The 12,275-nt window shown below is 40.6% G+C and carries 12 protein-coding genes and 7 tRNA genes; 2 read left to right on the plus strand and 17 right to left on the minus strand.

The features are described from left to right. Positions 1-17: 17 nt before the first annotated feature. From NFS18_RS03240 to NFS18_RS03290, 11 genes are all read right to left on the minus strand, one after another. A tRNA-Gln gene (locus tag NFS18_RS03240) sits at positions 18-89 on the minus strand. 82 nt (positions 90-171) lie between these two features. Further along, positions 172-245: transfer RNA gene (locus tag NFS18_RS03245), tRNA-His, on the minus strand. A 5-nt stretch (positions 246-250) separates the two neighbouring features. Then, a tRNA-Arg gene (locus NFS18_RS03250) sits at positions 251-324 on the minus strand. A 63-nt stretch (positions 325-387) separates the two neighbouring features. Next, positions 388-458 (minus strand) — tRNA-Gly (locus NFS18_RS03255). Between the two features lie 9 nt (positions 459-467). Further along, positions 468-542, minus strand: a tRNA-Pro gene (locus tag NFS18_RS03260). Between the two features lie 87 nt (positions 543-629). Further along, positions 630-1,109, minus strand: coding sequence for a metallophosphoesterase family protein (locus NFS18_RS03265; protein WP_251387916.1), 480 nt, complete (start codon positions 1,107-1,109; stop codon positions 630-632). After that, on the minus strand, positions 1,106-1,735 hold the full coding sequence (locus NFS18_RS03270) for an XTP/dITP diphosphatase (protein WP_251387917.1): 630 nt from the start codon (positions 1,733-1,735) through the stop codon (positions 1,106-1,108). The genes NFS18_RS03265 and NFS18_RS03270 overlap by 4 nt, the downstream gene beginning before the upstream one ends. 34 nt (positions 1,736-1,769) lie before the next feature. Beyond that, a complete protein-coding gene (locus NFS18_RS03275) occupies positions 1,770-2,915 on the minus strand; it encodes a THUMP domain-containing class I SAM-dependent RNA methyltransferase (protein ID WP_251387920.1) in 1,146 nt (381 codons plus the stop codon). Between the two features lie 120 nt (positions 2,916-3,035). Continuing rightward, on the minus strand, positions 3,036-3,215 hold the full coding sequence (locus NFS18_RS03280; protein WP_251387922.1) for a hypothetical protein: 180 nt from the start codon (positions 3,213-3,215) through the stop codon (positions 3,036-3,038). A 323-nt stretch (positions 3,216-3,538) separates the two neighbouring features. After that, positions 3,539-4,030 (minus strand): DUF1700 domain-containing protein, encoded by a 492-nt coding sequence (locus NFS18_RS03285; RefSeq protein ID WP_251387924.1) that lies wholly within the window; start codon positions 4,028-4,030, stop codon positions 3,539-3,541. 538 nt (positions 4,031-4,568) lie between these two features. After that, positions 4,569-5,807: a hypothetical protein gene (locus NFS18_RS03290; protein WP_251387926.1), complete on the minus strand. Its 1,239-nt coding sequence runs from the start codon at positions 5,805-5,807 to the stop codon at positions 4,569-4,571. Positions 5,808-6,248: 441 nt separating this feature from the next. Here NFS18_RS03290 and NFS18_RS03295 point away from each other — a divergent pair, with 441 nt between their 5' ends. Continuing rightward, complete coding sequence (locus tag NFS18_RS03295) at positions 6,249-7,481, plus strand: 6-phosphofructokinase (protein WP_251387928.1); 1,233 nt, start codon at positions 6,249-6,251, stop codon at positions 7,479-7,481. Positions 7,482-7,698: 217 nt separating this feature from the next. Then, positions 7,699-7,772: transfer RNA gene (locus NFS18_RS03300), tRNA-Arg, on the plus strand. A gap of 223 nt (positions 7,773-7,995) precedes the next feature. Here the strand turns inward: NFS18_RS03300 and NFS18_RS03305 are convergent. From NFS18_RS03305 to NFS18_RS03330, 6 genes are all read right to left on the minus strand, one after another. Then, positions 7,996-8,079: transfer RNA gene (locus tag NFS18_RS03305), tRNA-Leu, on the minus strand. A gap of 81 nt (positions 8,080-8,160) precedes the next feature. Then, positions 8,161-8,946, minus strand: a complete 786-nt coding sequence (gene udp / locus NFS18_RS03310; RefSeq protein WP_251387930.1) for a uridine phosphorylase — start codon at positions 8,944-8,946, stop codon at positions 8,161-8,163. A 30-nt stretch (positions 8,947-8,976) separates the two neighbouring features. Further along, a complete protein-coding gene (locus tag NFS18_RS03315) occupies positions 8,977-9,384 on the minus strand; it encodes a zinc-ribbon domain-containing protein (RefSeq protein ID WP_251387932.1) in 408 nt (135 codons plus the stop codon). 331 nt (positions 9,385-9,715) lie between these two features. Beyond that, positions 9,716-10,702, minus strand: a complete 987-nt coding sequence (locus NFS18_RS03320) for a hypothetical protein (protein ID WP_251387934.1) — start codon at positions 10,700-10,702, stop codon at positions 9,716-9,718. Further along, complete coding sequence (locus tag NFS18_RS03325; protein ID WP_251387936.1) at positions 10,702-11,136, minus strand: Panacea domain-containing protein; 435 nt, start codon at positions 11,134-11,136, stop codon at positions 10,702-10,704. Before NFS18_RS03325 ends, NFS18_RS03320 begins: the two co-directional genes overlap by 1 nt. Before the next feature lie 229 nt (positions 11,137-11,365). Next, positions 11,366-12,274 (minus strand): DUF4340 domain-containing protein, encoded by a 909-nt coding sequence (locus NFS18_RS03330; RefSeq protein ID WP_251387937.1) that lies wholly within the window; start codon positions 12,272-12,274, stop codon positions 11,366-11,368. Position 12,275: the final 1 nt, after the last annotated feature.

Raw genomic sequence — 12,275 nt, forward strand, 5'->3', positions numbered from 1 at the left:
ACTTTTCCTCTTGGAAACTGGGCTAGTTGGATTCGAACCAACGAATGCAGGAGTCAAAGTCCTGTGCCTTACCGCTTGGCGATAGCCCATCAAAGACTTTATCAACACTGCGATTTGCTGGTGCATACTCTTTTATCACTCTATATTAAATATATCGAGATAAAAGAAAAGGGTGGGTAGTGGGACTCGAACCCACGATATCCAGAACCACAATCTGGCGCGCTAACCAACTGCACCATACCCACCATACCGAGCCTGGGGGGATTCGAACCCTCGACCTACGGCTTAGAAGGCCGTTGCTCTATCCAGCTGAGCTACAGACTCATATGAAAACTTCCCCATTCTCACAGGTTTAAAAATAATTGCCTGTAGATTAAAAATCTACAAAGCGGGTGATGGGAATCGAACCCACGTATCCAGCTTGGAAGGCTGGTGTTCTACCATTGAACTACACCCGCAGGTAGGCATCGGGGTGACAGGATTCGAACCTGCGACCTCCTGGTCCCAAACCAGGCGCTCTAGCCAAGCTGAGCCACACCCCGGTAACTGCTCACACGTGCTTCTCAACTCGTGACGCAGTAGTTATTATATCTTAAAGACATCCCTATGTCAACCATTATTTTTAATTTTTAAAGAAAATATTGGTGATACATACATTCTCCTGTTTCACTCATCTCCAGAATCATGTAACTTCCCTTTCTCCCCTCCTGTCTCGGATAAGAAAGACTGCCCGGATTCAGCACTGTAATATCTTCACTCACATCCAAATAAGGTCTGTGCGTGTGCCCAAACATTACAATATCTGCCTTACGCGCCCTCCCCTCTTCTTTGATTCTCTCTGGGTCAAGGGATACATAATAATTATGTCCATGGGAAATAAACACTCTCTTCGATCCAAGCATAAACTCCTCTTCCCTCGGCAGCTCTGAAAAGAAGTCATTATTCCCTTTTACGATATGCTTCTCACATTCTATGACTGCATTGATATACGTCTCGCCGCCTTCCACATCACCCAGATGAATAAATACATCCACTGCCCCGGTATCCTCTAATACGCGATCCAGATTCAAATGTCTTCCATGCGTATCACTTACGATCAATACTCTCATACCGTTTTATTCTCATCCTCGTCTTCTTTATATTTTTCTTCGATAATTGCACGCATTGCACGAAGTGCATTGCCTCTGTGACTCAGTTTATTCTTTTCCTCCGGATCCATTTCCGCTGTTGTACAGCCATATTCCGGCACATAGAAAATCGGATCATATCCAAAGCCATTCTCTCCCGCTATTTCATGCGCAATCTGTCCTTCTATCGTTCCGCGTACTGTCTGCACTTCCCCGTTCGGAAATACTGCCGCAATGGCACACACAAATCTTGCTGCACGCTCTTCATCCGGCACACCTTCCAGTTTATCCAGAAAAATCCGGTTCTTAATATCATAAGAAGTATCTTCTCCCGCAAACCGGGCAGAATAGATCCCGGGCGCACCGTCCAGATAATCAATCTCCAGCCCGGAATCATCTGCCAGTACAATATCATGTGGCAAAAATCTTGCAATCGCCCGCGCTTTTATTTCCGCATTTTCTTCAAAAGAAATACCATCCTCAACAATATCCGTATCGATTCCAAGATCTTTCATGGAATACACCTGCATTCCCAGATCTTCCAGAATCATCCTGATCTCAGCCATTTTATCCTGATTTCCCGTGGCAAATACAATTCTCTTTTCCATTGCTTTCATCCTCTGTTATTTTATCGTAATTATGTTATTTCCGCCTGGGCGGTTTCGGTCCCATAAACTGATAGAAATAGGTTTTGATCATACCATTATAAATCTTTCGGTTCTTATCCGCTTTCTTGCCAAAATACCGTTCTGCATCTTCATAACTGGTAATCATGTATGCCGACCAGCTGTCCAACTTCCGGTAACTCTCTCCGAATTCAGTATACAGCTTCGGTAAATCTTTCTTTTCTTCCAATCGTTCCCCATAGGGAGGATTCGTAATAATGAAGCCATACTTCTTCGGATGTCTCAGTTCACTGACCTGACGTTGTTGAAAATGTATCAAATGCGCTATTCCTGCGTCTTCGGCATTCTGCCTTGCCGCTTTAATGACATCAGCATCAATATCATATCCCTGAATATCTACTTTAATATCATCCTCAATCAGCTCCTGTGCTTCTTCCACAGTCTCATACCAGAGTTTCCGCGGAATTAGGTTTGTCCACTCCTCTGCTGTAAAAGAACGATTCATCCCAGGTGCAATATTGGCTGCTATCATTGCCGCTTCAATTGGGAATGTACCGCTGCCGCAGAAAGGATCAACTAAAATCCGATCCTTTCTCCACGGCGTTAGCAAAATCAATGCTGCCGCCAGCGTCTCTGTAATCGGCGCTTTCGCTGTCATCTGACGGTACCCGCGCTTATGTAAAGAAACACCGGATGTATCAATGCCAATCGTAACTATATCTTTCATTAAAAAGACTCTGACCGGATAAGATGCTCCTTCTTCCCTGAACCATTCTTTATGATATTGAGATTTCAGCCGTTCAACCATCGCTTTCTTCATAATCGACTGGATATCAGATGGACTAAACAATTTGCTTTTCACTGACGCCGCCTTCGTTACCCAGAACTTCCCGTCTGCCGGGATATAATCTTCCCATGGCAAAACTTTTGTCTTTTCAAACAATTCATCGAACGTAACTGCTTTGAACTCTCCTACCTTCAGCAGAATACGCTCTGCTGTACGCAAAAAAATATTTGCCCGACATATCGCTTCGGCATCTCCTAAAAATGAAACTCTGCCATCTTCCACCTTAGAAATATCATATCCTAAATCCAGAATCTCTTTTTTTAATACTGATTCCAAACCAAAATGGCAGGGCGCAATTAATTCCATATATTTCATAGTCTCTACCCCTTTAGAGATATATTACTATAAAACAGAGGCAGAGTAAAGTTGAATTTACTCTGCCTGCTGTGTACTGATTACAGTTCAGCCTTCCGGCTGCACTGTTACGTGTACTGCTTAGTAATTGTTTGACTCGTTGGATGCGTTTCTGTTAGACGCATTTTTGTCAGACACATTCTTGTCAAAACAGTTGCTGCTGTTTTTGTTTGTACTGTTCTTGCTGCTCTTAGTTGTGTTTTTGTTCTGTTCATCTGCATAAGATGAATAAGAGTTTTTGTTATTTGCATTCTTTGCCATGAGTTTATCCCTCCTGAATTTATTTGGTACGTTCTTATTATACCGATTTTGCAGTCGATTATACATCGCATTCTTATGATACTTTTAGGGATTCTCAAGAACTTCTATTATTATATTTTCGCCTGACTTTTCGTATTTGGGGACTAATTTCCATGATTTTCAAAATATTTCAAAATATTTTCACATTTCTGCTTGCTTTTTCCAGTTTCATATATTATACTAATGCTTGTAGAAAGGTGACTTTCTACAACCCCTTATTAATTATTTATACTCCCCTCAAAAGACCGATGGCTCCCCCATCGGTCTTTTACTTTACTATGATATCACCTTCGCCTTCCAATCACACGTACCACAAGCATAATTACAAGAATCGGTATCACGAGCGGGGCAAAAATACGAACCAATCCTGTCACAACCGTAACAATCAGAAGAATTATCATCACAACAGCTAGAATAAGCAATAACTTCTGCCACCAATTATTCATATGCAGCATATGCATTCTTCCGCCGCCCGAATACCCAAAAGATGTTCCGTCCGAATCACGTCCGCTTTTTGATGAATAGGCCGTGCTATTATCAGAATCATAGATGGTGTCTCTGGGATGCCTGCCCGCATCATCTGCTGCAATGATTGTCTTCGCAAGAAGAGCCGGATCTCCAAGCATCTCCAGCACTTCTGTTTCGCTCTTCCCTTTTCGCATTTCTTCTATTATATAATCATTGTAATAATTAACATTTTCCTGTACTTTGCCACTGCTTACCTTTCCTTGCAATGCCAACCGAAGCTGTGATAAAAACTCTTCTCTCGTCATCATCTTCCTCCATGTATCTTTTCATCTAGAATACCACATTCCCAATTTCTTTCCAATATATCTTTTCTTAAATTTTCAAAAACGAATTTTCCTTGTTGCTGTTCACATACAATGTCAATTAGGTTTTCTGGTTACATATGACCTCTCCTCCTGCAAACTGAAATACACAATTGGGCTGAGCGGTTTTCATGTATACAGACCTGAATATAAAATTTCCGTACGGTTGTGCATATTTGTAGGTCATTCCTCCGTACAGCCATAGCGGAATATCCAAGAGATGCGATGATTACATTACAGAGTGAACATTAACTTTCCCTCTTTTGTTCATATTTTGTTCACTTATCCTTTAAAATTCTTTCATTTTATTAACACGTTTTCTTCATTTATGCTGAGTATACTTAGGATATCAAATAAATCATTTGATATTCATTTTCAGCATACAAGATATTTTTTGAATAAACTTTTTCATAATATATGCCGGGAACCGCAGAAGCGGTTACCCGGCATCCTCCCTTTTGTGTGCCATTTTCAGGCAAGTCTTTCACGGTTCTGCAGAAACAAGCCAAATATCACTTTCTTCTGCTTCACCCTGTTTTGCATTTTCTTCTGATACTGTTTCCTTCTGCTCTCTATTTTCTTCTGATACTGTTTCCTTCTGCTCTCTATTTTCTTCTGATACGTCTGTCCTCTGTTCTGATTCCCACTCAATGTAACTCTCTAATTCTCTGATTTTCGGAAAATGTTCTACTAATGGCTGTAAGATTGCCTTCTTCTCTTCCTGATCCAGCCCGGTATACATGGCAACACTCTCTGCATAATCCTTTGCCAGCTGCTCCGAAGCCGGAAATCTTTCCACCGCCTCTTTTCCGGTTTCAACCGCCATATCCTCCATTGGATGCAATTCTCTTTCCAGTACAATTCTTTGTGTATACACATCCTCCAGATATTCCATTTGATCTTCAAAGGCGCAAAGCTCCCGGTATATCTGTAACGCCCGTTCTTTCGATTGCTCCCTGTCGTATGCTGCCGCCAGATAACGGAGAATTTCTCTATGTAGTTCTTCTCCCTGACGAATCACTTCTTGATTGTCTTTGACTGTATTCCGCAGAAGATACTGTTCCATCACATTCACTTTCTCCTCCGCTATATCCAGCCCGTCTGCCGGACCTGCCGCCGCATTTGCATCTTCCTGTACTATATTTCCCATATCTGTTTCTATATGTTTAATATTCTCTGTCTGTACTTGTTTCTCCTGTTCTTTTCTGATTTGCCGCCCGTAAAGACAGGTATACATTCCCGTTCCCAGTAAAAAGCTTGCTATTACTGCAATACCTATTCTGCGGATCCTGCTGTCAGCCTTCCTTCTTATGTCAGGCAGCTCTTTTTCCATTTGTTTCAAATCTTTATACCGCTTTTTTGAATCCTCGCTTAAACATTTTTCAATAATCCTTGACAGACGGTACTCCTCCCACCTTGTTAAATCAGGTGAAGCCTTCATACTCGCCAGAATAAACTGTATCGTTTTTGCGTAGCCGTATAAATCCAGTGTAATTTTTGTACTTTCCTTAATGTGTACAACCGGCTTAACAAAATGCTCACGCATTGCCCGTTTCTGCATATTTTTTAGTACAAACTCATTACTCTGTGCATCCATATCCAACAACAGAATATCATCATTCTTTGTGACAAGCACAGTGTATGGATTGATATACTTGTAGCATTGATAATTTCTGCACCTGTGGTACTGTTCAATCTGGATGAGCAATTGTTTTATCCACAAAAAAAGAATCTCTTTTTCAATCTCCGGATAACGCCTGACTCTGTGAATCAGCAGCTCACCCGACACACAATCCATTGCCGGACGGCAGCGGTTTCCATGTTCAATAAATCGTATTACTTCATAATTTGCATAAATAACGTTACATTCACTCCCTTCTTTTGTTTCAATAAGTGGTTGAAAATCTCAATCAGAACTGATCAAGAAAAACAGAGTTTTCAGAATTTATAAATCAGAGTACTTGTATGATACTCGATTTCATTTCAAAATGCAAGCATTTTATAACCGAATTTTACTCTTCTTACAGACTTTGCAGCAAATGTAAAGTCTTTGCTGAACTGATTTCACATTTTATCATTTACAAATTGTTCAAAATGCACTAAACTAGTTTTATGATATTTCACAGATTAGTGAAATATAACAATTGATTTGGAGGGAACATATATGAAAGGTAATGTAATCGTCGGACAATCAGGCGGACCTACCGCCGCAATTAACTCAAGCCTCGCAGGTGTATACCGTACTGCCAGGGACCGTGGTGCCGGCAAGGTATACGGTATGCTTCACGGCATCCAGGGGTTACTGCAGGAGAGATACATTGACTTGTCCGAATATATTAAGTCTGATCTGGATGCAGAGTTATTAAAGAGAACCCCTGCTGCATTCTTAGGCTCCTGCCGTTACAAACTGCCGGAGATTCATGAGGACCGGGCAGTCTATGATAAGATTTTTGAAATCCTGAATAAATTAGACATCGAAGCATTTATTTATATTGGCGGCAATGATTCCATGGACACAATTAAGAAGTTGTCTGATTATGCGATTCTGACCGGATTCCCGACACGATTTGTCGGCTGTCCGAAGACCATTGATAATGATCTGGCGCTGACCGACCATACACCAGGATATGGAAGCGCTGCAAAGTACATCGGAACTTCTGTCAAGGAAATCATCCGTGACAGCTTCTGTCTGGAATACGGCAAAGGTCTTGTTTCGATTATCGAAATTATGGGAAGAAATGCCGGCTGGCTGACAGGCGCCGCTGCTCTTGCCCAGGGTGAAGACTGTAACGGTCCTGATTTGATCTATCTGCCGGAGCTTCCATTTGATATTGAGAAGTTCGGTGAAAAAGTAAGAGAACTGCTGGAGAAACGTTCCTCTGTTGTCGTTGCTGTTTCCGAAGGAATCCGCCTTACTGACGGACGCTATGTCTGTGAGCTGGGGCAAAGTGTTGACTTTGTAGATGCATTTGGTCACAAACAGCTTTCCGGTACTGCCAACTATCTGGCAAGCTACATTGCCGGAGAAATCGGCTGCAAGACACGCGCAATTGAATTAAGTACATTACAGCGTGCCGCTTCCCATTGTTCATCCCGTGTTGATATTCTAGAGGCATATCAGGTAGGCGGAGCTGCTGTCAAAGCAGCAGATGAAGGCGATTCCGGTAAGATGGTCGTACTGCAGAGACTTTCCGACGATCCATATCAGGCTGGTACAGAAGTAAAAGATGTCCACAAAATTGCCAATGACGAGAAAGTTGTTCCTCGTGACTGGATCAATCAGGAGGGTGATTATATCACCGACGACTTCATCAGCTATGTTCGTCCATTGATCCAAGGTGACGTATCCCCGATTGTCGTAGATGGAATCCCGCGTCATCTGTATAGAAAGAAATAAAAAGTACATGAGTGAAATATATAAGGCTGATGCATATCTTTTCCATCGGCCTTATATATCTTATATATTATAATCATTGTTCATACATAAAATAATAGTTACCAATTTTTCTAGTTTTCTAGTTTCTAGTTTTTTCTAGAAATTAACTTAAAACACTTGACAAACCTCATACATATATTATATACTAATATTCGCTGTGAACGATATGTTCTAGCATGTGCGCGTAGCTCAGCTGGATAGAGCGTCTGGCTACGGACCAGAAGGTCGGGAGTTCGAATCTTCTCGCGCACGTTATAAAAAACCTACAGGATGATTCCTGTAGGTTTTTTATGTATGTCCAAGAGATTAGTCAATACATGTGCATATATCATTACAGCCGGAAGATTGAACTGTTACTGTACATATCTTGTGTCAGCAGTAAAAGGTTGAATTACTGATTCGTTTATAATCCAGATAATAAAGCACAAAAAAACGCGAAACCCAAACCACTTATGTTCAGCTTCGCGTCTTCTGATGCGGAAGAAGAGACTTGAACTCTCACAGGATTAACTCCCACTAGAACCTGAATCTAGCGCGTCTGCCATTCCGCCACTTCCGCTCGACAAGTGATATAATACCACAAATCATAGGGAAATGTAAAGAACTTTTTTAAAATTTTTTAAAAAATTTATTCCGGAGGTTATTCTGAGAGTTTTCTGTCTTCCTTTATCAGTTTCCTCAGCGCTTCTACCGCTATCTGAATCGCCGCTTCAGTCTCATGCGCAATAATATTCTCCATACCGGCAGCCTCCCGCTCCTGATTACCAATTACGAGAAAATCTGAACCACAGCGCACACCCAGATGACTCGCCGCAACGAATAGTGCCGCTGATTCCATCTCAGAAGCCTTACACCCAAGACGCTTCCATGCCTCCCACTTATTCAAAAGTTCATAGCTCACCGGCATTTTCTCCGGGTCATGCTGTCCGTAAAATGCATCCTTACACTGTACAATACCCGCATGACAGGTATATCCCATCTCTCTTCCGGCGCTTACAAGTGCATTCGTCACATCTAGATTAGCAACTGCCGGAAATTCTATAGGCGCATATTCCTTACTGGTGCCTTCCATCCGCACAGCTCCCGTAGCAATTACAATGTCTCCGCCTTTGACATCCAGGTCAATTCCTCCACAGGTTCCCACCCTGATAAATGTATCAGCCCCGCATTGTACCAGTTCTTCCATTGCAATAGACGCAGATGGTCCGCCGATTCCCGTTGAAGTAACACTGACCTTTTCCCCATCCAGATAACCGGTATAAGTCACATATTCTCTGCTGTCTGCAACCAATTTCGGATCATCAAAATTTTGGGCAATCTTCGCGCACCGTTTGGGGTCGCCCGGCAGGATCACATACCGTCCCACGTCTCCCTTTCTAATCTGCAAATGATACTGAAGACCTACTTCGCCTGAATAATTCTGCATCTGTTCACCTCATTCTTTCTGTTCAAATTCTCAGCTTTTCTTAATAAATGTCGTACTGCACTTGGGGCAGCGTACTTCAATCTTCCCTTTCCCCCGTGGTATCCGTATCTTCTGCTTACACCCCGGACATTGATATATATGATATACTCTCCTCTGTTTCAGTATATCTTTCTGGCGGTAGAAGAAGCATCGGATTTTATATGTTTTCGCAAGAAATGCCTGATTCTCTGCGTATCGTTTTGCCACATTCCTTGAAAACAGACGGAAGTAGCAATATATGACAAACAGCCATCCAAGCAAATTACCTAAACTACTGATCAGCACATTGTCAAATAAAGCTGCTCCGAATACTACAACGAGACCGCACACCAATAAAAACTTAGATAAAGAATCCACTCCATAGCGTCCCTGCATCACCCTTGCAATTTTTTCCTTCATAATAAATATCATCCTCACCTTTTTTCTGCCGCCATACTATATGCGATGTAGATTATTGTGCGCTTCTTTTCCTCCAAAGTCAATAAATTCCCTATTAAATCTTGATGAAGTTTACATGTATGCAGTCAGCACGCCTTCCACAATTCTCAAGAATCTGTAATCATACGTATCATCACGATCACTTCTCATTCCCATTACAATTTCCATAAATGTGGATTCTCCTGATATCTCTCTAAATATCCCATCCCCTCATATAACAGTGTCCATGGGGTATTGCATAATGCATATTCTGCTGGTTTTCCAATATACTTCTGTGAGTCAAAGTCAAAGATTATTTTCCGCCAGTAACATGAATTTTTGTCTTCTTACTACCACTTTTCTTTGACAAATATACCAGTATAGTCGCTAAAACCACAATAATTCCTATGATAAATATTGTTCCGCCAATTACAAATATCTCCGAATTCTCCACGAGAATTTCATATATTGTGACACTAATGTTTTCTTCTTTTACATAATATGACCAACAAGATAACATCAACAATGAGATTAAAAATAAATTGCTCCACCAGACTAATGGATATTTTTGAACTAAATTTGCATTTATATCATCCGTTGACTTAATATCCAATTTTGTTACTTTTGCCACAAAAAATAGAAACACAAAGATAAGATTCATAATACAAAAGCACCAAATGGTCCCTACTATCATTAACTTTGTTACGGGTATATCTTTTGCCCCAATGAAAATATTGTCAAGAGAACTTATCCCACCGAATACCAAAAATGAAAGAGCTGTAAATATCGCAACTAATGAGATCAGTTGTACATTCATTTCTTTAAAAATCTTTGTCTCTGCATTTTTCATCTTTTCATCTACAATTTTAGTATAATCTTCGTCCTTATGATGAAACATAACATATTGTTTTCTAGCCAGGTTCACATGATCCCACATTTTCAAAACAGTTCGCTGCGCTCTCTCAAAATTTCGCCTTTGATGTCTGTCGTCTAGCTGTCGTGAAAAATCTACTTGGCATTTTTCCCCATACATATAATTAACTACATTATCCATATTGGTCTGCAGAGTTACAAAATCCTCTTCATTTAATACGAAGATATAATTTGTTATATGTGTATAGATGAGTCTGTCATTTTGAATAATATATCCATATATTTTTTCAAAAAATTGCTTCGCGTTAAATTCAATGGTCGCAACGGATAACATATCACAAATGTTATCCATTTCTTTTTCCATTCCCTGTATATAATCTACTTTAGAAATAGTTTCTGGTTCCCTGCCTTTATTCCACTCAAACATTAATTATTTTCAAAATACTCCTTTATACTTTTTTTTGTAATAACTTTATTACAATATTTTTCATACGCATCACGCCACGGAGCTTGATTATGTGTAATGTCTACCAACGTATTCGCCGAATATGGAGCGCATACTTCTAGTATTTCATCTATAACCTCTTGATCTTTTTCAAAAATTTTATTATTTGCCTGCTTAGCCACGACTCTGGGTATTTCCGAGCTTCCCCATAATTTAAAATGTTGGTACACTTCCGGCACAACTGGTCCAAAATCCCATGCTTCAATCTTCTCCTTAAATATCGGATGTCCCATCACAACTAGAAATTGTGCCTGAACAAAATATAATAGTTTTTGCAGCTTTAAGTTACTTATAGAGTACTCTTCTTCTTTGCAATACCATATAATGTATTTCGCAACATCCAATGCACTATACATAATCATTTCCTCCTATATAGAAAATGGCACGTAAATTCAATTCAACGTGCCAGCCTCAAATCTTCTTCATTTGTTATATTATATTCTATAACAGCAAAAAAATCAATATTTGGCACAAAACCATATATTTTTTACTACTCATTCCTTTTTATATAACGCCATTATAGAACATTAGTTCTATTTTGTCTATTGACAAATTGCACAAGAAAATTTCCTCATTTGGAAATGGTTAATTTGAGACATTTAAGATATTATCGCACACGGCAGTCGGGACCAGATACACGATTCTGGAATCATTGACCATCATATAGCGCTTATCACTTCCATTATCATCTCCGATATATAACGTCAGTTCTTTTTCTGTTTCTTCTTCCGTATATACCGCCTTTACAGTGATTCGCTCCTCCTCATCCAGACCATACTCCGGCAGATCTTCATCTGCCGCGGAATAATCTGCCGCAGCCTCTAATGTCACAGCTCCAAGTCCGCCCGCCACGGCCGCTATATTTTCCGTATCGTCATCATTTGCTGAATCATAGGTTGTTACCTTGTCTTTTGCTATAATTGTCTCTTTTACCAGATTCCCGCTGCCAATATTAGGATATGAATCAAACTGTGCCAGCTCATCTTTTGTATACTGCAGCTTTTCCAGTATCCCTGCGGCAACTGTATAGACTTCATCACACCCCTCTGCTGTCATATAATAGCTGTCGCCCACTGCATTCCCAAAATAAAGAACCGTATTCTTATCACCGTCAGTTTTCAGTGTCACTGTATATGCCGGATCATCTAAACCATAAGCTTCCGGGTCATCCCCATCTTTTAGTTCCCGCTCCGCCTCTAGTCTGCCGAAGGTATCCACAATCTGTTCCGGTATGCTCTGTTTCAATGGAAATTCCTCGTCCTCTGTATACACCCAGGCACCGTCCTTCTTCACAAACGTATGATCACCATTTCCTATATCGTAGCTGACTTCAACAACTTCCGCCAAATCTGTCACATATATTTTTGCCTCCTGGGTTTCTTCTTCCTGCTTCTCCTTCTGCTTTTGATTACAATATTTCACTCCAAACAGAAAAACTAAAAGAAGGAAAAGCACACCAGTGAGCGCCAAAAGTTTCTTTGTTCTTTTATTCATT

The sequence above is a fragment of the Mediterraneibacter agrestimuris genome, assembly GCF_943193195.1.
GTDB lineage: Bacteria > Bacillota > Clostridia > Lachnospirales > Lachnospiraceae > Schaedlerella > Schaedlerella agrestimuris.

Excerpts from the sequence above, each read along its gene's own strand:
- NFS18_RS03315 (WP_251387932.1), bottom strand. The coding sequence starts at position 9,384 with ATGAAGGAAAAAATTGCAAGGGTGATGCAGGGACGCTATGGAGTGGAT.
- udp (WP_251387930.1), bottom strand. The coding sequence starts at position 8,946 with ATGCAGAATTATTCAGGCGAAGTAGGTCTTCAGTATCATTTGCAGATT.
- NFS18_RS03270 (WP_251387917.1), bottom strand. The coding sequence starts at position 1,735 with ATGGAAAAGAGAATTGTATTTGCCACGGGAAATCAGGATAAAATGGCT.
- NFS18_RS03320 (WP_251387934.1), bottom strand. The coding sequence starts at position 10,702 with ATGTTTGAGTGGAATAAAGGCAGGGAACCAGAAACTATTTCTAAAGTA.
- NFS18_RS03280 (WP_251387922.1), bottom strand. The coding sequence starts at position 3,215 with ATGGCAAAGAATGCAAATAACAAAAACTCTTATTCATCTTATGCAGAT.
- NFS18_RS03295 (WP_251387928.1), top strand. The coding sequence starts at position 6,249 with ATGAAAGGTAATGTAATCGTCGGACAATCAGGCGGACCTACCGCCGCA.
- NFS18_RS03330 (WP_251387937.1), bottom strand. The coding sequence starts at position 12,274 with ATGAATAAAAGAACAAAGAAACTTTTGGCGCTCACTGGTGTGCTTTTC.
- NFS18_RS03285 (WP_251387924.1), bottom strand. The coding sequence starts at position 4,030 with ATGATGACGAGAGAAGAGTTTTTATCACAGCTTCGGTTGGCATTGCAA.
- NFS18_RS03325 (WP_251387936.1), bottom strand. The coding sequence starts at position 11,136 with ATGTATAGTGCATTGGATGTTGCGAAATACATTATATGGTATTGCAAA.
- NFS18_RS03265 (WP_251387916.1), bottom strand. The coding sequence starts at position 1,109 with ATGAGAGTATTGATCGTAAGTGATACGCATGGAAGACATTTGAATCTG.
- NFS18_RS03275 (WP_251387920.1), bottom strand. The coding sequence starts at position 2,915 with ATGAAATATATGGAATTAATTGCGCCCTGCCATTTTGGTTTGGAATCA.